The following is a 17,544-nucleotide window of genomic DNA, read 5'->3' on the forward strand; positions in this document are numbered from 1 at the left end:
TTTCGATCCGTTGGGAATGGCGCATCGATGTTGCCTTCGATGTCACGCGCCGATCGCTGAGGGACGGAGACGTTCAAGGCTGCGGGCAAGGCTGCGGGACGCTTCAAGAAGCTCGACTCGACCCGTTGCTCCTGGAGCGATGCTTTTCTTAAAACTCGACGTGGCAAAGGCGGAGTCCAACTTCGCCGAAGGGATAGTGCTGCCATCCAGTTGGGAGGCATCCACCGTTGGAGTCTTCAGGAGAGGAAGGTTTTGAACGGACGGGGCCTAATTTAAGTCGAGCGGGACGGTGCCCCTGCGGCGCGGGGCCGTCCAGGGGGAAAGGAGCGGGGTAGGGGAAGCATGTCGGTCGGCGCGTCGTTGGATCAGCAGTGGGCCCGCATCCGTGGCCGCCTCAAGGACGAGGTGGGCGAGATCGCCTTCCGGAGCTGGCTGCAGCCGCTGTCCTTCGCCGGCATCCGCGGCGGGGAGGTGCGGATCGTGGTGCCCACGCGCTTCATGCGCGACTGGGTGCTGACCCACTACGCCGACCGCATCCGCAACCTGTGGGCCGGGGAGAATCCGGACGTCCTGTCGATCGACGTCGTGGTCGCCTCCGCCAATGCGCCGTCCATGCTGTCATCCGACGAGGATGGAGAGGGGGCGTCCCCCGACTCCGGCCCGGTGGACGGGTCCGTCGTGCCCGGCCCCGCTCCGGCCCCGCGGTCCGCGGCGCTGAGCCAGCCGGCCTCCTTCAACGCCACCTCCTACATCGGGTCCTCCTATTCGGCGGGGCCGCCCTCCTTCGCGTCGGACGAGTCGCCCACGGCGGTCGCCTCGGTGCTGGAGGACCGGACCGACATCTCCGCCCCGCTGGACCCGCGCTTCACCTTCGAGAATTTCGTCGTCGGCAAGCCGAACGAGCTGGCGCACGCCGCCGCCCGGCGCGTCGCCGACGCCACGTCGGTCACCTTCAACCCGCTGTTCCTCTATGGCGGGGTGGGGCTGGGCAAGACGCACCTGATGCACGCCATCGCGTGGCAGATCCGGCGGAACGATCCGAACCGCAAGGTGATCTACCTGTCGGCGGAAAAGTTCATGTACCAGTTCATCCGGGCGTTGCGCTTCAAGGACACCATGGCCTTCAAGCAGCAGTTCCGCTCGGTGGACGTGCTGATGATCGACGACGTCCAGTTCATCAGCGGCAAGGACAGCACCCAGGAAGAGTTCTTCCACACCTTCAACGCGCTGGTGGACCAGAACCGTCAGGTCATCATCTCCGCCGACAAGAGCCCGTCCGACCTGGAAGGGATGGAGGAGCGGCTGCGCTCCCGCCTCGGCTGGGGGCTCGTGGCGGACATCCACCCGACCACCTACGAGCTGCGGCTCGGCATCCTCCAGGCCAAGGCGGACGCGCTGAACGCGGCCATCCCGCTGAAGGTTCTGGAATTCCTGGCCCACAAGATCACGTCCAACGTGCGCGAGCTGGAAGGGGCACTGAACCGCATCGTCGCGCACGCCGAACTGGTCGGGCGCGCCATCTCGCTGGAATCGACGCAGGAGGTGCTGCACGACCTGCTGCGCGCCAACGACCGCCGCGTCACCATCGACGAGATCCAGAAGCGGGTGGCGGAGCATTTCAACATCCGCGTCGCCGACATGCATTCGGCCCGCCGCGCCCGTGCCGTGGCCCGCCCGCGGCAGGTCGCCATGTATCTGGCCAAGCAGCTCACCGCACGCTCCCTGCCGGAGATCGGGCGCAAGTTCGGCGGGCGCGACCACACCACCGTGATGCACGCGGTGAAGAAGGTGGAGGAGTTGCGCACCACCGATCCGGCCTTCGCCGAGGATGTGGAGCTTCTCCGCCGCATGCTGGAAAGCTGAGCGGTTCCGCCGTTCGCGTCAAATAGCCCTGCAAAAATGATGGCATTTTATTTAAAATCCTTGTAAACACCGGCTCTGGTGCGTGCAAGGGGTCGCTGCCATGAGTTCCGGCTCAACCACGGAGACGAACGTCCTCGTCGTCGATGATTCCTCCGTCGTCCGGAAGATCCTGAAGGACCATCTGGAGACACATGGTTATCGGGTTCTTCTCGCCCGCGACGGGCAGGAAGCGCTGGACATCTATCACGGCAACGACATCCACATCCTCATCACCGACCTGGAAATGCCGCGCATGGACGGGCTGGAGCTGTGCTGGCTGATCCGGGCGGAGGACGACCAGCACCGCACCTTCTGCATCCTGATGACCGCGGACGACGACATCCAGCGCCGGATCGAGGCGTTCGACGCGGGTGCCGACGAGTTCCTGACCAAGCCCATCGACATGCCCATGCTGCGCGCCCGCGTGCGCGCCGGCGAACGCATCACCCGCACCCACCGGGTGATGGTGGAGATGCTGAACACCGACTATCTGACCGGCGTGCTGAACCGCCGCCGCTTCATGGAACGGCTGGAGCAGCAGCACCGTCTGCTTCAGGCCGGGTCCCGGAGCGGCGATGGGGCGGAGAAGGCCATGCCCTTCGCCGTGGCGCTGTTCGACATCGACCATTTCAAGCGGATCAACGACACCTACGGCCATTCCAACGGCGACATGGCGCTGAAGCTGTTCGCCGAGACCTGCGCCGCCCGCGTGCCGCCCGGCGGCTTCCTCGGGCGCATGGGCGGGGAGGAGTTCTGCATGGTCCTGCCCACCCCGCAGGTGGAGACGGCCATCGCCAAGGCGGAGGAAATCCGCACGGCGACGGAGGCGCTGACCGCCAGGACCGCGGAAGGCGCGTTGTTCGCCTTCACCGTCAGCATCGGCATCTGCCCGGCGGACGGGACGGAGACGGTGGCCGACCTGATCGCGCGGGCCGACGAATCGCTTTACTTCGCCAAGAACAGCGGGCGCAACCGCACCGTGGTCTGCGGCATCGACGGCGTCGTGGTGAAGGCCCGATTCTACGTGATGTAGCGTCCGGCCCGGCCCGGGGGCGTTACGGGCCGATGAAGTTTGCGCCCACTCCCGCTTGAGCCATGGACGGCGCCCGGATATCGCGGCACAGTCGAGGAGAATGACGGCCAATAAGAAACGGGAGAGAGGGTGTCATGACCAAGGTTCCGGAAACCATCAGCCTGGAACGGCGCTCCAGCGCCGAGACCCAGCGCGCCGCCAAGGGCTTCACCCGCCGCCTGCTGCTCCAGGGGGCCGCCGCGGTCGCGGGCGTCGCTTCCGTCGGTCCCTTCATCCTGCGCGAGGGCCGCGCCGCGTCGGGCAGCGTCAAGATCTTCTCCTGGGCCGGCTACATCAGCCCGGACATGCTGGCCGACTTCGAATCGAGGACCGGCATCAAGGCCACCCTGACCGAATACGGCACCAACGACGAGTTGCTGAACCAGCTCAAGGCCACGGGCGGCGCCGGCTTCGACATCATCCACCCCACGGTGGACCGCGTGCCGAACTATGTGGAGTTCGAGCTGGTCCAGCCGCTGGACGAATCGAAGGTCAAGTGGGACGGCTGCCTGAAGTCGGCGGTCGAGGGCTCCGCCACCATGGGCGGCGTGGTCGGCGGCAAGCGCTTCCTCGCCCCCGCCGACTGGGGTACGGAGGCCATCGCCTATGACCAGGCCAAGGCCCCGCTGACCTACGGCACCGCCAGCTACGGCGACCTGTGGAAGCCGGAGCATGCGGGCAAGGTGACGGTGCGCGGCCATTCCGGCCTGATCGGCATCGGCCTGTGGCTGGAAGGCCAGGGCAAGCTGCCCCACCCGATCCGCGAGCAGTTCAAGGACGAGGCGAAGGCGCGGGCCAACTTCGACGCGATCCTTCAGGCCGCCGCGGCCAACAAGAAGGCCATCGGCCAGTTCTGGTCGAACGAGAACGAGGCCCAGGGCGCCTTCCGCACCAACGGCTGCGTCATCGGCCAGACCTGGGATTCGACCGCCGTCGCCCTGCGCAAGGAGGGGCTGCCGGTCCGCTTCCTGGCGCCGAAGGAAGGGGCGCTGGCCTGGATGGAGGGCTTCGCCATTCCGGCCAAGGCGGCGAACCTGGAACAGGCCTATGCCTGGATCAACTGGTTCTACACGCCGGAGGCGGGCGCCCTCTACACCAACCATTCCGGCATCTCCAGCACGGCGGTCGGGGCGGAGGCGCATCTGTCCGACCTGAACAAGCAGTTCTTCGCCGACGCCTATCCGGGCGACGCGTTGCAGAAGCTGTGGTGGTGGCCGATCCAGGAAGCCTGGTACGTGTCCATCCGCAACGAATACCAGGATCGCTTCCTGGCGGCGTGACCGTAAATCCCTCTCCCGTCCCGGGAGAGGGTGACGCCGGAGGCGTCGGGTGAGGGTAAAGCCGAGAATCAGCGCCGCGATCCTCGTCGGTACCCCCACCCCGACCCTCCCCCGGGGCGGGGGAGGGAGTTTGGAACTTCCAATCAGGTGCATATGAGCCAGGACGTCCAGCTCGACTCCGTCACAATGCGGTTCGGTTCCGTCACCGCCGTCCGCGACGTTTCCCTGGGCATCCGCGCCGGGGAGTTCTTCAGCTTCCTCGGCCCGTCGGGCTGCGGGAAGACAACGATCCTGCGCATGATCTCCGGCTTCATGGAGCCGACGGAGGGCGCCATCCGCATCGGCGGGCGGGACATGCGCGGAATCGGCCCGAACAAGCGCCCGACCGCGCTGATCTTCCAGAACCTCGCCCTGTTCCCGCTGATGACCGTGGCGGAGAACATCGGCTTCGGGCTGGAGGTGCGCGGCGTGCCCTCGGCGGAGCGCAAGGGGCGGGTGCGCAGGCTGCTCGACCTCGTGGCCCTGCCGGACGCCGCGGAGAAGAAGGTGACGGAGCTGTCCGGCGGCCAGCGCCAGCGCATCGCCATCGCCCGCGCGCTGGCCGTGGAGCCCGCCGTCCTGCTGCTGGACGAGCCGCTGTCGGCGCTGGACCTGAAGCTGCGCCAGCACATGCGCGCCGAACTGCGCGACCTGCAGAAGCGGACCGGCGTGACCTTCATCTACATCACCCACGACCAGGGCGAGGCGCTGACCATGTCCGACCGGATCGGCGTGATGTCCAAGGGCGTGCTGGAGCAGGTGGGCGACGGGCGGGCCATCTACGACCATCCGGAAACCGCTTTCGTCGCCTCCTTCGTGGGGGAGAACAACCGCTTTCCCGGCACCGTCACCGAGTCGGCGGGCGGGCAGGCGGCGCTGGACACGCCCTATGGCCGTCTGATCGGGCGCAACCCGCGCCGCCTGTCGCCCGGCGACCGCGCTACCCTGTTCGTCCGGCCGGAGCGCATGGCGGCGGGGGCGGGCGCCGAAAACGCGCTGGAGGCGCGGGTCACCCACCGGGATTTCGAGGGCGCCTTCATCAACGCCTTCCTGGAGGGCGACATCACCGTCCAGGTCCCTCATCGGGGCGACGAGCCGCCGCTGACCCCCGGCGAACCCGCCCGGATCGCCTTTCGGGCGGAGGACGCCGTGATCCTGCCGGACGCGCCAGCGTAAAGGGCGTCAACGCCCGACCGGCACCGCCGCGCGGAAGGGCACCTTCTCGAAATCGCTGACCAGCGCGTCCAGCCGCAGCGCCCAGGACCCGGCCACCGGCAGCGCGATCCCGTCCGCCGCATAAACACCGGGCGCCGCCTTCGGCAGGGGGCGGGTGATCGCTTCGATCCCGGCGGCGGGCAGGGCCAGCTCCGCCGACACCTCCAGCGCGTTGAGCGGCGCGCCGTCCGGACCCGTCAGGCGCATCTCGATGCGGTTCGGACCCGGCGTGGCCGGGGTCACCGTCACGATGGCCGTCCGCCCGCGCGCCACGACCGCGGTGCTGAAGCCCGCCGGCTTCTCGGCGAAGACCGGCGGGGAGTCGGTGCGCGGCGGCGGCGTGGTGCCCAGCCCGGCGGTGAACAGCAGGACCAGCGCGGCCACCACCATCTCCGTATGGACGCTGGCGCGCAGCCGTTTGGCGGCATCCCGGCCCATATCCTCCAGCCGCGGTGTCAGGTGCCAGCGGTTGAAGGCCGCCAGTGCCAGCAGGACCAGCGCGCAGGTGATCTTGGCGGACCAGATCTGCCCGTAGGCGGTGGTCAGGATGGTGCTCGGGTCGGCCAGTTGCAGCGCGCTCAGCCCCGCCCCGGACAGCAGCAGGACCGCCACCGCCGGAACCGCCCAGCCCGAGAAGCGCCGGACCAGCCGCAGCGACTCGGCCGGCGGCTCCGTCCGCAGAAGCACGGCCAGCGGCCAGAAACCACCGATCCAGAAGGCCACCGCCAGCCCGTGCAGGGCGACCAGCGGCACGCCGAGCCAGCGCGGCTCCGCCGTCGCCGCGTGGCCGGTGGCGGCGAGCGCCAGCGCCGCCCCGACCGCCCCGATGACCAGCAGGACGCGGCCCGCCGTCCCCCGCTCCTCCAGCGCCAGCCCCAGCGCGGCGGCGATCAGGCTCAGCAGGGCCAGGACGGCGCTCAGCCCCGCCGTGCTCGTCAGCCCGGCGATCCAGGGCGGGGCGCCGGCCAGAGCGGACAGCGGTGCCCCTTCCAGCACCGCGCCGGCCAGCCCGGCGTTCAGCACCGCCACCAGCGCGGCAATGCCGACACCCAGGCACAGGCCGGGGCGCAGGCGGCGGTTCAGCGGGCTCCACCGCCCCGCCACCAGCACCAGGAACAGCCCGCCGCCCACCGCGGCGAGCAGGCTTCCGTAATGGAGCGCCCGCACCGCCGCGGCGGCCAGCAGCGTGGCCGGTGGGGTGGCTCCGCCCAGCTCCGCCGGTCGTTCCGGTTCCGCACCGATCCCGAACAGGATCGATCCGGCGACCGGGTGACCGTCCGCCGAGCTGACCCGGTAGCTGAGGATGTGGGTCCCCGCCGCCAGCCCGCCGGGCAGGTCGACATGCAACTCCCCATCCCCCGCGGCGGGCGAAGCCGAGAGGGGAAGGTCCACCCCGCCGGGGCCGAGCAGCTTCACCGACACCGGGCGCACCGGCTCGTTGAAGCGGAGGACGGCCTCGGCGGGTGGGCTGTCCAACCGTGTCCCGTCCTCCGGGGCGCTGTCCACCAGCACGGCATGCGCCAGGACCGGCGCGGACAGGGACAGCAGCATCAGGGCGGCGATCCACCCCACGACCAGCCGGCGCATGCGTTTCCCCTTTTCCTTACGGCTTGGCGGTCAGGGTGACGCCGGGGGCCGGTTCCTTGTAATCGTGGTCGGTCTTGCCCGGCTCCGGGATCTCGATCCAGCGGTGCACGCCCGTCTCGCATTCCTGCACCACGGGGAAATAGACCACGGTGCCGGGGGCGGCGTCCGGCAGGCGGGCGCGGAACACGAACTCGTCGTAATGGGCGTCGGGCAGGGAACCGCCGGTCCAGGCGATCTCGGTGACGCCCTTGCTCAGCGGCTCGCCGTAGTAATCATAGGCCTTGGCGTATTGGCCTTCCTTGGTTGTCAGGGTCCAGCCGGGCTTGGGCATCGGCTTCACGGCGATGACGCCCTCCGGAATCCGCACGCGCAGGGCGATGGTGGGGGAGGCGCCGCAGCCATGGCCGACGCGCAGCACGGCCTTGTAGGTGCTGGCGGCGGGAGCCTGCTTGGTCTCCAGCGTGGTGTGGGCGAGGGCGGCGGAAAGGGGCAGGCAAGCCAGGACGGCGGCGGCGGCCAGCAGGGCGCCGCGGGTGTTGCGGATCATGGGCAATCTCCGGTGTGTGAAGGCGCTGGCTTCAGCCGTTCGGCCTTCTTCCGACCACTTGCCGCGTCTCTCGACCGTATTCCAGCTTTCGCGCGTAAGCGTTGCTTTCGGACAACTGGCCCCCACCCCAGCCCTTCCCCGCTCTCGCGGGAGAGGGCTGGGGTGGGGGCAACGTCAGCGACGATGGGAAGCGACGGGAAGAGAGGTGATCGCGTGTCGGGAAAGGCCGTTCAGCCGCAGGTCCGCGCCTATGGATGTCGTGTGTCCGTGAGGGATCTCGGTTCAGACACCCACCGGAGGCGCTCTTGCGGAGAAGGCGCGCGGGGCGCGCCCGGTTCCGGGCTCGTCGTCCTTCGGCAACGGAACGGCGGCCAGCACGGTCCCAGCCGGCGGCAGCGGGGCCGGCGCCACGGCCGGACCCAAAAGCGACCCGCCGCCCAGCGACAGGCAGATCGGGCAATAGGTGACGTGCCCCGGCGTGCCGTCCTGGGCGGGGCCATGGTCCGCATGGCGCGCCGCGGAGGCGTCGGGCGCGGCGCCGGAATGGCAGATGGAGCCCGCCATCGCGCGTTGCGCGTCCACCAGCACCGACGCCAGCGGCGCCGGGACATGGGTGGCCATGACCAGGGCGTGGAAGACCAGCACCAGCGCGGCGCACCACGCTGTCACGTCCTTCATCACGCCAGAGGTCCGCCATGCACGCATGGCGCCACTATGGGCACAGTCGGGGAACCGAAAAAAGGCAATAAAAATGTGGTCTTTTGCCGGGGCACGGCCTCGCTTGCGCTCCGGCCCAGGGTCGTGAGAGGCTTTCGATCCTAGAATATCGGCGGGTGGGGGTGGTCATGGGCGGCGTTCTGCGCCGGTACGGTCCGGTGCTGACCGCGGCGATCCTGCTGGCGGTGGCCGCGTGGCTGCTGCTGCTGGTCGTGCTGCCGCAAGTGCTGATGGTGGATTTCTCCTTCCGCCCGTCGCTGCCGCCCAGCAAGGCCGGCGGGCCGGAGGACGTCTACACGCTGCGCAACTACGCGACGCTGTGGACCAACCAGATCCATCTGGCGATCTTCCTGAAGACGATCTGGGCGAGCAGCCTCGTCACCGCCGTCACGCTGGCGGTCTGCTACCCCGTGGCTTTCCATCTGGCGCAGGTGGCGCCGCGGCGGCGCCTGCCGACGCTGGTGCTGATACTGGTGATCCCCTTCTGGATCAACGAGCTTCTGCGCACCTTCGCCTGGTACATCATCCTGGCCTACAACGGGCCGCTGAACGCGCTTCTGGTCGGGCTGGGCGTCTTCTCGGAGCCGCAACGGCTTCTGGGCGGCGACGTCGGGGTGATCGTCGGGATGGTCTACGTCTACATCCTCTTCATGGTGTTCCCGATCATGAACGCCATGGAGTCGCTGGACCGCAACCAGATCGAGGCGGCGCGCGACCTGGGGGCGGGGTGGCTGCGCATCCACCGCCGCATCGTCATCCCCCATTCCAAGCCGGGCATCGCGGTGGGCTGCATCATGACCTTCATGCTGGCGGCGGGCAGCTACGCCGTGCCGGCCCTGCTGGGCGGGCCGCAGAGCCGCTGGTTCACCGAGGTCATCTACAACTGGTTCTTCGAGGGCGGGAACTGGAACCAGGGGGCGGCCTACGCCTTCATCCTTCTGATCCTGTGCATCGCCTTCATCCTGCTGATGATGCGGCTGTTCCGCGTCGGCCTCACGGATATCGCCAAATGACCGCCGAACGCTTCCGCCGTTGGGTCACCGGAGCCTATCTGGTCCTGTTCTTCGGCTATCTGTTCCTGCCGCTGGGGATCATGGCGGCGGCGACCTTCAACAGCAGCCGCTTCCCGACCATCACCCCCTGGATGGGCTTCACCCTGCAATGGTTCGGCGCCCTGTGGGCCGACCAGCGGATGTGGCAGGCGCTGGGCACCAGCCTTCTCGTCGGGGCGGGGGTGATCGCGGTGGCGGTGCCGCTGGGGCTGGCGGCGGCGCTGCTGCTGGACCGGCTGCACAGCCGGGCGCGGACCTTCCTCTACGCCGTGATGGTGTCGCCGCTGCTGACGCCGGGGGTGATCGTCGGCATCTCCACGCTGGTCTTCTGGCGGGAGTGGTTCGGGGTGACCGGCGGCCTGTTCCTGACCATCCTGGCGCAGTCCAGCTTCATCGCGGCCTATGCGATGCTGCTGTTCCTGGCGCGGCTGCAACGGTTCGATCCGACGCTGGAGGAAGCGGCGCTGGATCTGGGCGCCACCCACGGGCAGGTGTTCCGGCGGATCACGCTGCCCTATCTGACGCCGGCCATCCTGTCGGCGTCCTTCCTGGCCTTCCTGCAGAGCTTCGAGAACTACAACACGACGCTGTTCGTGCGCGGTCTGGACACCACGCTGACGATCTACATCGCCTCGAAGGTGCGCACGGGCCTGACGCCCGCGGTCAACGCGCTGTCGCTGATCCTGATCGCGCTGACCATCCTGGGCGCCGTCGTCTACGAAATCCTGCGCCGGCGCGAAGCGCGCCGGCAGCCGGACCCCGCGTGACGGCGGCAGACCTTATTCTTCCGTCTCGTCCGCGTCCGCCTCGATCTGGGCGGCCAGATCGCGCAGCATGTCGATGACGTCCTCGTGGCTGGTCTCGTCCACGGCGGTGTTCACGGCGGCCTCGATCATGGCGACGGCGATGTAGGGGCCAAGGACCCCGCCTTCCTTGATCGCCGCGTCGAGATGCTTCTCGGCGACCGACAGGGCCTTCTCGAACAGGGCCTCGGCCGTCTGGTTGGTGCTGTCCTTGCTCATCTTGCGGTCCGTTGCGGGTGTGTGGTGCGACTCCTATAACACCGGCCCGCCCGGCTTGGCGCGGCAAATCGGGACGGTACGGGGCATGACCGTCATGCCCGGGCTTGCCCCGGCCCGCCGCACCGGCCACATTCGGCCGGAACCACCATCCGACAGGCGACCATGACCGATCCGACCCGCCCCGACCTCTACCGTTTCTGGATCGCGGAGCATGTGCGCTTCGCCGACCTCGACGCGCTCGGCCATGTCAACAACAACGCCATCGGCGTGTATTTCGAGCAGCTCCGCGTGTCGCTGGTCCATGACTGCGGCGGTTTCCGTGGCGACTCCCCCTGGACCGTGGTGCTGGCGCGCAGCGTCATCGACTACAAGGCCGAACTGCTGTTCCCGGCGGACGTCCGCATCGGGGCGCGGGTGGTGAAGGTCGGCAACACGTCCGTCGTCCTGGGGGCGGCGATCTTCGAGGGCGACCGCTGCATCGCCGTGCAGGAGGCCGTCTGCGTCATCGTGGACAAGGACAGTCACCGCCCGACCCCGGTTCCGGCGGATCTGCGCGACGCTCTGGCCCGCTATCTGTGAGGACACCCGTGCCGCCCCTTTCCCTCGACCGCCGCACCCTTCTGACCGGTTCCGCCCTGCTCGCCGGGGCCGGGTTCCTGCTGCCGCGCGCGGCCCGAGCGGCGGCCCAAGCGGCGGTGGGGGAGGGGAGGGGCGTGACCCTTTCCGCCGGTCCGGCCCGCGTCAATCTGGCGGGGAAGGGCTTTCCTGACACGTCGGTTTGGGCCTATGACGGGCGGATTCCCGGGCCGGAGCTGCGTTTCCGCCAAGGCGACACGGCGCGCATCGCCTTCGCGAACAAGCTGCCGGAGCCGACCACCGTCCACTGGCACGGCCTGCGCGTTCCCAACGCCATGGACGGGGTGCCGGGCCTCTCGCAGCCGCCGGTGCCGGCGGGCGGGCGGTTCGACTACGAGTTCCCGCTGAAGGACGCCGGCACCTTCTGGTACCATCCCCACGTCAACAGCGGGGTGCAGGTGGCCCATGGCCTGACCGGCGCCTTCATCGTGGAGGAGCGGGAGCCGATCCGCGTGGACCGCGACCTGCTCTGGCTGCTCGGCGACTGGCGGCTGACGAAGGAGGCGGAACTGGCCGGCGGCTTCGGCCATCCCATGGACGCCACCCACGCCGGGCGCATCGGAAACACCGTCACCATCAACGGCGCCATCCGCGACAGCGTGCCGGTCCGCGCCGGGGAGCGCGTCCGCCTGCGCCTGATCAACGCGGCGAACGCGCGCGTCTTCGCGCTCGACTTCCAGGGGCACGCGCCGCGGGTGATCGCTCTGGACGGCCAGCCGGTGACGCCGCACGCCCCGCCGGGCGGCAAGGTCGTGCTGGGACCCGGCCAGCGCGCCGACCTCGTGATCGACATGGCGGGCAGGCCGGGCGAGGGGTTCGACGTGGTCGACGGCTTCTACCCGCGCATGGCCTACCGGCTGACCCGGCTGACCTACAGCGCCGAGGCGCCCTTGCGCGACTCACCGCTGGACGCGCCCATCGCGCTGGCTCCGAACCCGCTGCCCGAACCCGACCTTGCCGGGGCCGTCCGCCAGGACGTGGTGCTGGACGGCGGGATGCACGGCGCCATGCCGAAGAACGCCGGGCCGCGCGGCCCCTTCTGGGCGCTGAACGGCGTGGCGGCCATGGGACATCATCATTTGGAACCGCTCATCACCGTCAAACGCGGCCAGACGCAGGTGACCGCCTTCGTCAACGAAACCGGCTGGTGGCACCCCATGCACCTGCACGGCTTTCCCTTCCGCGTCCTGTCGCGCAACGGCCAGCCGGCCGAGCACCGCGAATGGCGCGACACCGTCCTGCTCGGCCCCAATGAGACGGCCGAGATCGCCTTCGTGGCCGAAGAGGCCGGCGACTGGATGCTCCACTGCCATGTTCTGGAGCATCAGGAGACCGGCATGATGGCCGTCCTGAGAGTGACCGCGTGAAACGACCAGCCCCCAAACACCACCGCCCATCCCCCCGAAGCACCGCTCCCCGCAGCACCGCCCCCTGCACCGCAGACGTGACCGTCACCGAGGTCGGGGCGCGCGGCGACGGCATTGCCGCTTTCGAAGGCACCAAGCTCTTCGTGCCGCTGACCGTTCCCGGCGACCATGTGCGCGTGGCCGTGAAGGACCCTGCCAACGCGAAAGGGGAGGGCCTGCGCGCCGATCTCTTGGAAATTCTGGAACCCGGCCCCGGACGCGCCGCGCCGCCCTGTTCCCATTTCGGGTCCTGCGGCGGCTGCACGGTCCAGCATATGGAGGACGCGGCCTACGCCGCCTGGAAGGTCGGGCTGGTGCAGGGCGCGCTGGCCCGTGTCGGGCTGGGCGACGTGCCTCTGGAACCGCTGTCCCGAACACCGCCGGGAGCGCGCCGACGCGCCCGTTTCGCGGCGCTGAAACGGGGGCGGCGCGTCTGGCTCGGCTTCAACGAGCGGATGAGCCACCGGCTGACCGACCTGACGGAGTGTCCGGTCCTGCTACCGAAGCTGTTCGCCCTGGTCGAGCCGCTGCGTGCGCTGTTGCTGTCGGTCCTGCCGGACGGTGGCGGCTGCGACGTGATCGCCACCGATCTGGAGGGCGGCATCGACCTTGTTCTGGTCGGCCCGCGCAGTCTGGACCGCGCGGCGCGGGAACGGCTGGTGGCCTTCGGAGAAGGGGAGGGTGTGGCCCGCATCTCCTGGCAGGCGGATGAACGACAGCCGGATGGCCGTGGCGGATCGGAGCCCATCGCCCACCGCCGCCCGGTCGCGGTGTCCTTCGCCGGCCTGCCGGTGACCCCGCCGCCCGGCGCCTTCCTCCAGGCGAGCGCCGAGGGGGAGGCTGCTCTGGTCGCCGCTGTCCTCGGCAACATCGGGGAGCCGAAGCGGGTGGCCGACCTGTTCGCCGGGCTGGGCACCTTCGCGGTTCCGCTCGCCCGGCGGGCGGCGGTCCATGCGGTGGAGGGGGACGCCCCGGCGCTGGCCGCTCTGAACAAGGCGGCGGGGGCGCTGCGCCTGACAACGGAGCGCCGCGACCTGTTCGAGAACCCGCTGACGGCGAAGGAGCTGGCGCGGTTCGACGCGGTGGTCTTCGATCCCCCGCGCGCCGGTGCCGCCGCCCAGGCGCAGGCCCTGGCCGGGTCGAAGGTGCCGCGCGTGGTGGCGGTGTCCTGCAACCCCGCGACCTTCGCCCGCGACGCCCGTACCCTGGTGGATGGGGGGTACGTGTTGAACCGCGTTTACCCCGTGGACCAGTTCCTGTGGTCCGCCCATGTCGAGGTCGTCGGGGTGTTCACCCGGTAAGTGCTGCGATGGAGACGGGGAACCACGAAGACACGAAGGACACAAAGAATTTCACAAAGAAGGTCCAGCAGAGCCAAGCGGTCCTCCGCCAGCCGATGCCCCTTCGTGAAAATCTTCGTGCCTTCGTGTCTTCGTGGTGAAAACCTCCGCCCCCCAAACCACTCAATCCAACTGCATCACGATGGCCTTGAGGTAGGCCGACTCCGGCAGATGCGGGTGCACCGGATGGTCCGGCCCGGCCCCGGCGCTGCGCAGGATGCGGCCCGTGCGCCCGGCGTCGTGCAGCCCGCGGGCGACCTGCTCGGCGAAGGTCGGCGGGTCCACGTTGTGGCTGCAGGACGCGCAGAGCAGGAAGCCGCCCGGCGCGGTGATCTTCGCGGCCAGCCGGGTCATCTTGCGGTAGGCGCGGCAGCCGACGGCGAGGTCCTTCTTGGACTTCACGAAGGCCGGCGGGTCGGCGATCACCACCTCGAACCGCTCGCCCTCGGCGTTCAGCCGCTCCAGCTCGTTGAAGGCGTCGGCGCGGCGCGCCTCGAAGCGGTCGGCCACCCCGTTCGCCTCCGCGGCGCGGATGGCGTTGTCCAGCGCCCCTTGCGAGCGGTCCACCGACACCACCGACGACGCGCCTTCGACGGCGCAGAGCACGCCGAAGCCGCCGTTGTAGCTGAAGAAATCGATGGCCCGCTTGCCCTTCGCCAGCTTGGCGATGAAGGCGCGGTTGTCGCGCTGGTCGTAGAACCAGCCGGTCTTCTGGCCGCCCAGCGGGTCGGCGAAGAAGGTGGCGCCGTTCTCCTCCAGCCGGATCGGGCCGTCGATCTCGCCCTTCACCAGCCGGCTTTCCTCCGGCAGCCCTTCCAGGCCACGCTGGGTGCTGTCGTTGCGCAGGATGACCGCGCGCGGGGCCAGCACCTCGTCGATGGCGGCCAGGATGGCGTCGATCCGCTGGTCCATGAAGACGCTGTTGGCCTGGACCGTCACCACGTCGCCGTAGCGGTCCACGATCAGCCCCGGCAGCCCGTCGGCCTCCGCGTGGACGACGCGGTAGTAGGGCCGGTCGAACAGAGCCTCGCGCATCTCCACCGCGCGCTTCAGGCGCCCGGCGAGGAAGGCGTGGTCCACCACCGTCGCCGGATCGGCGGAGAGCATCCGCGCGGCGATCAGCGTGTGCGGGTTGAAGGTGGCGATGCCCAGCGGAGTCCCGCCGGGGTCCAGCAGGCGCACCGGGCTGCCCGGCGGGATGGACTTGGCCGCCGTGTCCATCTGGACTTCGTTGGAATAGACCCAGGGGTGGCCGTGCAGGACGCGCCGCTGGCGGCCGGCCTGCAGATGGATCGCCCGGTACTTGACGGGGGTGGTGGGGGTGTCGGTCATGATGCCGCATCCTAGCCGCTCGCGCCCGCCGAGCAAACGGTCACATTGATGGATTCGGGGGAGGCGAGGGCGGATTCGAAGGGCGGGCCGGCGCGCCGGCCTTTTCCGGCGTGCCCTATGGTATGCCGTGCGGCGTTTCAACCTGCGACGGATGCGCGCGGTTGTCGTTGGCGCCGTCCATCGCCTTGCACAGCCGCAAGGTTTCCGTGCGGTGTCCTTCCTGGTGGAAGCAGGACAGCAGCGGGCTGCGGGACTCCGCCCGCCCGGCCAGCGATTCCGGCAGGGCCGTGTGGATCGCGGCACAGCCGTGGCTGCGCGCCAGACGGTCCATGGACCGCAGCAACGTCTCCGCCGGACCCGTCATGTCGAACAGGTCGAGCACGACGAAATTCTCCACGGCCAGAATTCGACCATGGCGAAGATGCTCCGCAATGGCGTATGAGAAAAGCCCATGGAGGTACCCCCGTGCGTTTTGCACGGTCATGATGCCGGACGGCGTCACGGGGGTATCGGCCGACCCGATAAGTGCTGCGGCAAATGCGCGCCATTGCTCCACCGGCAGGTCCGGGGCGATGGCCCGCACCAGCGGATAGGCCTGGTCGATCTGACGCTGACCGAGAGGTTTCGCGATGAAGCTTTCGTCCATGCCCGTCCGACCGCGTGAAGGACGGTGAACGATGGCAAACACCGGTAAGACCGGTCGTTGACGTAGATCAATGTTGCAAGGTCCACCCCTACACATATTGGGATTATTGGAGGCAGGCGCAACCGGCGTCCGCATAGAGTGCATCGTATGTGAACCTGCCCCCCTCCTTAACAGTACGTACCCAGCGGTGGTGCAACCTCAGAGGGAGCGGCCCGAGCCGCCCGGGGCAAACGGGAGAGATTGAATGACATCAGCGACTCTGACGCCAGGGGCCGCCCTGGGCAGCCAGCGGGTGTCGGAAAATGTGCGTTACTACGAAGACGCCGTCCGACTCTTCGTCATCGCTTCAGTGTTCTGGGGTGTCGTCGGCTTCCTGGCCGGCGTCTTCATTGCGCTGCAGCTCGCTTTTCCGGCGCTGAATCTCGGCCTTGAGTGGACGAGCTTCGGGCGCCTGCGGCCGGTCCACACCTCGGCCGTGATTTTCGCGTTCGGCGGCAACGTCCTGTTCGCCACCTCGCTCTACTCCGTGCAGCGCACCAGCCGCCAGTTCCTGTTCGGCGGCGAGGGCCTCGCGAAGTTCGTCTTCTGGAACTACAACATCTTCATCGTCCTGGCGGCGCTCAGCTACGTGCTCGGCTACACCCAGGGCAAGGAATATGCTGAGCCGGAGTGGATTCTCGACCTCTACCTGACGGTCATCTGGGTCATCTACGCCATCCAGTTCATCGGCACCGTGATGACCCGCAAGGAGTCGCACATCTACGTTGCCAACTGGTTCTTCATGGCGTTCATCCTGACCGTCGCGATCCTCCACATCGGCAACAACGTCAACGTCCCGGTGTCGCTGACCGGGATGAAGTCCTACCCGTTCGTCTCGGGCGTGCAGAGCGCCATGGTGCAGTGGTGGTACGGCCACAACGCGGTCGGCTTCTTCCTGACCGCCGGCTTCCTCGGCATCATGTACTACTTCGTTCCGAAGCGCGCGGAGCGGCCGGTCTATTCGTACCGCCTGTCGATCGTGCACTTCTGGACCCTGATCTTCCTCTACATCTGGGCCGGCCCGCACCACCTGCACTACACCGCTCTGCCGGATTGGGCGCAGACGCTGGGCATGACCTTCTCGGTCATGCTGTGGATGCCGTCCTGGGGTGGCATGATCAACGGCATCATGACCCTGTCGGGTGCCTGGGACAAGCTGCGCACCGATCCGGTCCTGCGCTTCCTCGTGACGTCGGTGGCCTTCTACGGCATGTCCACGTTCGAAGGCCCGCTGATGTCCGTGAAGCCGGTCAACGCCCTGTCGCACTACACCGATTGGACGATCGGTCACGTGCACTCCGGCGCGCTCGGCTGGGTGGCCTTCATCTCCTTCGGCGCGATCTACTATCTGGTCCCGGTCCTGTGGAAGCGCTCGCAGCTCTACAGCATGCGTCTGGTCAGCTACCACTTCTGGACCGCCACGATCGGCATCGTGCTCTACATCACCGCCATGTGGGTGTCGGGCATCATGCAGGGCCTGATGTGGCGCGCCTACGACAACCTCGGCTTCCTCCAGTACTCGTTCGTCGAGACGGTCGCGGCCATGCATCCCTTCTACGTGATCCGTGCTCTGGGCGGCGTCCTGTTCCTGGCGGGTGCCCTCATCATGGTCTACAACCTGTGGCGCACGGCCAAGGGTGACGTCCGCATCGAGAAGCCCTATGCCTCCGCCCCGCACAAGGCGGCGGTCGGTGCGGCCTGACGCCGGAGGA

At 68.7% G+C, this 17,544-nt stretch carries 16 protein-coding genes; 10 read left to right on the forward strand and 6 right to left on the reverse strand.

Translation table 11 applies throughout. From position 1 onward, the window contains the following. The first annotated feature begins 342 nt into the window (after positions 1–342). From dnaA to DS843_RS06035, 4 genes are all read left to right on the forward strand, one after another. The gene (gene dnaA, locus DS843_RS06020; protein WP_149467974.1) at positions 343–1,863 is read left to right on the forward strand and encodes a chromosomal replication initiator protein DnaA; all 1,521 of its coding nucleotides are present in this window, start codon (positions 343–345) and stop codon (positions 1,861–1,863) included. Between the two features lie 100 nt (positions 1,864–1,963). After that, positions 1,964–2,935, forward strand: a complete 972-nt coding sequence (locus tag DS843_RS06025) for a GGDEF domain-containing response regulator (RefSeq protein ID WP_149467975.1) — start codon at positions 1,964–1,966, stop codon at positions 2,933–2,935. Positions 2,936–3,069: 134 nt separating this feature from the next. Beyond that, complete coding sequence (locus tag DS843_RS06030) at positions 3,070–4,254, forward strand: extracellular solute-binding protein (protein WP_208852185.1); 1,185 nt, start codon at positions 3,070–3,072, stop codon at positions 4,252–4,254. A 153-nt stretch (positions 4,255–4,407) separates the two neighbouring features. Then, positions 4,408–5,469 carry an ABC transporter ATP-binding protein gene (locus tag DS843_RS06035; protein WP_149467976.1) on the forward strand — a complete coding sequence of 354 codons (1,062 nt, stop codon included), beginning with the start codon at positions 4,408–4,410 and terminating at the stop codon, positions 5,467–5,469. A gap of 6 nt (positions 5,470–5,475) precedes the next feature. Here the strand turns inward: DS843_RS06035 and DS843_RS06040 are convergent, their stop codons facing one another. The 3 genes from DS843_RS06040 to DS843_RS06050 all read right to left on the reverse strand — a co-directional run bounded on the left by DS843_RS06040 (position 5,476) and on the right by DS843_RS06050 (position 8,320). Further along, entirely contained in the window at positions 5,476–7,095 is a 1,620-nt protein-coding gene (locus tag DS843_RS06040; protein ID WP_149467977.1) for a copper resistance CopC/CopD family protein, read from the reverse strand. Between the two features lie 16 nt (positions 7,096–7,111). After that, positions 7,112–7,642, reverse strand: a complete 531-nt coding sequence (locus tag DS843_RS06045) for a YcnI family copper-binding membrane protein (protein ID WP_149467978.1) — start codon at positions 7,640–7,642, stop codon at positions 7,112–7,114. Positions 7,643–7,924: 282 nt separating this feature from the next. After that, the gene (locus DS843_RS06050) at positions 7,925–8,320 is read right to left on the reverse strand and encodes a DUF2946 family protein (RefSeq protein WP_167525202.1); all 396 of its coding nucleotides are present in this window, start codon (positions 8,318–8,320) and stop codon (positions 7,925–7,927) included. A 167-nt stretch (positions 8,321–8,487) separates the two neighbouring features. Between DS843_RS06050 and DS843_RS06055 the strand changes: the two genes are divergently transcribed. After that, positions 8,488–9,372, forward strand: a complete 885-nt coding sequence (locus tag DS843_RS06055; protein ID WP_149467980.1) for an ABC transporter permease — start codon at positions 8,488–8,490, stop codon at positions 9,370–9,372. After that, positions 9,369–10,178, forward strand: a complete 810-nt coding sequence (locus DS843_RS06060) for an ABC transporter permease (protein ID WP_149467981.1) — start codon at positions 9,369–9,371, stop codon at positions 10,176–10,178. The genes DS843_RS06055 and DS843_RS06060 overlap by 4 nt, the downstream gene beginning before the upstream one ends. Before the next feature lie 12 nt (positions 10,179–10,190). Here DS843_RS06060 and DS843_RS06065 read toward each other — a convergent pair whose 3' ends face one another. Beyond that, positions 10,191–10,433, reverse strand: a complete 243-nt coding sequence (locus DS843_RS06065; RefSeq protein WP_149467982.1) for a hypothetical protein — start codon at positions 10,431–10,433, stop codon at positions 10,191–10,193. A 162-nt stretch (positions 10,434–10,595) separates the two neighbouring features. Between DS843_RS06065 and DS843_RS06070 the strand changes: the two genes are divergently transcribed. The 3 genes from DS843_RS06070 to DS843_RS06080 all read left to right on the forward strand — a co-directional run bounded on the left by DS843_RS06070 (position 10,596) and on the right by DS843_RS06080 (position 13,776). Continuing rightward, entirely contained in the window at positions 10,596–11,012 is a 417-nt protein-coding gene (locus tag DS843_RS06070) for an acyl-CoA thioesterase (RefSeq protein WP_149467983.1), read from the forward strand. 8 nt (positions 11,013–11,020) lie between these two features. After that, positions 11,021–12,436, forward strand: coding sequence for a multicopper oxidase family protein (locus DS843_RS06075; protein ID WP_149467984.1), 1,416 nt, complete (start codon positions 11,021–11,023; stop codon positions 12,434–12,436). Positions 12,437–12,513: 77 nt separating this feature from the next. Beyond that, on the forward strand, positions 12,514–13,776 hold the full coding sequence (locus DS843_RS06080) for a class I SAM-dependent RNA methyltransferase (protein WP_286191960.1): 1,263 nt from the start codon (positions 12,514–12,516) through the stop codon (positions 13,774–13,776). A 162-nt stretch (positions 13,777–13,938) separates the two neighbouring features. On the opposite strand, the gene DS843_RS06085 is transcribed toward DS843_RS06080, so the two are convergent. Beyond that, entirely contained in the window at positions 13,939–15,147 is a 1,209-nt protein-coding gene (locus tag DS843_RS06085; protein WP_149467986.1) for a class I SAM-dependent rRNA methyltransferase, read from the reverse strand. A gap of 115 nt (positions 15,148–15,262) precedes the next feature. Beyond that, entirely contained in the window at positions 15,263–15,793 is a 531-nt protein-coding gene (locus DS843_RS06090) for a hypothetical protein (RefSeq protein ID WP_149467987.1), read from the reverse strand. A 244-nt stretch (positions 15,794–16,037) separates the two neighbouring features. On the opposite strand from DS843_RS06090, the gene ccoN reads away from it, so the two are divergent. Beyond that, a complete protein-coding gene (gene ccoN / locus DS843_RS06095) occupies positions 16,038–17,534 on the forward strand; it encodes a cytochrome-c oxidase, cbb3-type subunit I (RefSeq protein WP_149467988.1) in 1,497 nt (498 codons plus the stop codon). Positions 17,535–17,544: the final 10 nt, after the last annotated feature.

It is taken from the genome of Roseomonas genomospecies 6 (assembly GCF_008365375.1).
Lineage (GTDB): Bacteria > Pseudomonadota > Alphaproteobacteria > Azospirillales > Azospirillaceae > Azospirillum.

Bases quoted from the DNA above. Each gene is read 5' to 3' on its own strand.
- dnaA (WP_149467974.1), top strand. From the start codon at position 343: ATGTCGGTCGGCGCGTCGTTGGATCAGCAGTGGGCCCGCATCCGTGGC.
- DS843_RS06025 (WP_149467975.1), top strand. From the start codon at position 1,964: ATGAGTTCCGGCTCAACCACGGAGACGAACGTCCTCGTCGTCGATGAT.
- DS843_RS06030 (WP_208852185.1), top strand. From the start codon at position 3,070: ATGACCAAGGTTCCGGAAACCATCAGCCTGGAACGGCGCTCCAGCGCC.
- DS843_RS06035 (WP_149467976.1), top strand. From the start codon at position 4,408: ATGAGCCAGGACGTCCAGCTCGACTCCGTCACAATGCGGTTCGGTTCC.
- DS843_RS06040 (WP_149467977.1), bottom strand. From the start codon at position 7,095: ATGCGCCGGCTGGTCGTGGGGTGGATCGCCGCCCTGATGCTGCTGTCC.
- DS843_RS06045 (WP_149467978.1), bottom strand. From the start codon at position 7,642: ATGATCCGCAACACCCGCGGCGCCCTGCTGGCCGCCGCCGCCGTCCTG.
- DS843_RS06050 (WP_167525202.1), bottom strand. From the start codon at position 8,320: ATGAAGGACGTGACAGCGTGGTGCGCCGCGCTGGTGCTGGTCTTCCAC.
- DS843_RS06055 (WP_149467980.1), top strand. From the start codon at position 8,488: ATGGGCGGCGTTCTGCGCCGGTACGGTCCGGTGCTGACCGCGGCGATC.
- DS843_RS06060 (WP_149467981.1), top strand. From the start codon at position 9,369: ATGACCGCCGAACGCTTCCGCCGTTGGGTCACCGGAGCCTATCTGGTC.
- DS843_RS06065 (WP_149467982.1), bottom strand. From the start codon at position 10,433: ATGAGCAAGGACAGCACCAACCAGACGGCCGAGGCCCTGTTCGAGAAG.
- DS843_RS06070 (WP_149467983.1), top strand. From the start codon at position 10,596: ATGACCGATCCGACCCGCCCCGACCTCTACCGTTTCTGGATCGCGGAG.
- DS843_RS06085 (WP_149467986.1), bottom strand. From the start codon at position 15,147: ATGACCGACACCCCCACCACCCCCGTCAAGTACCGGGCGATCCATCTG.
- DS843_RS06090 (WP_149467987.1), bottom strand. From the start codon at position 15,793: ATGGACGAAAGCTTCATCGCGAAACCTCTCGGTCAGCGTCAGATCGAC.
- ccoN (WP_149467988.1), top strand. From the start codon at position 16,038: ATGACATCAGCGACTCTGACGCCAGGGGCCGCCCTGGGCAGCCAGCGG.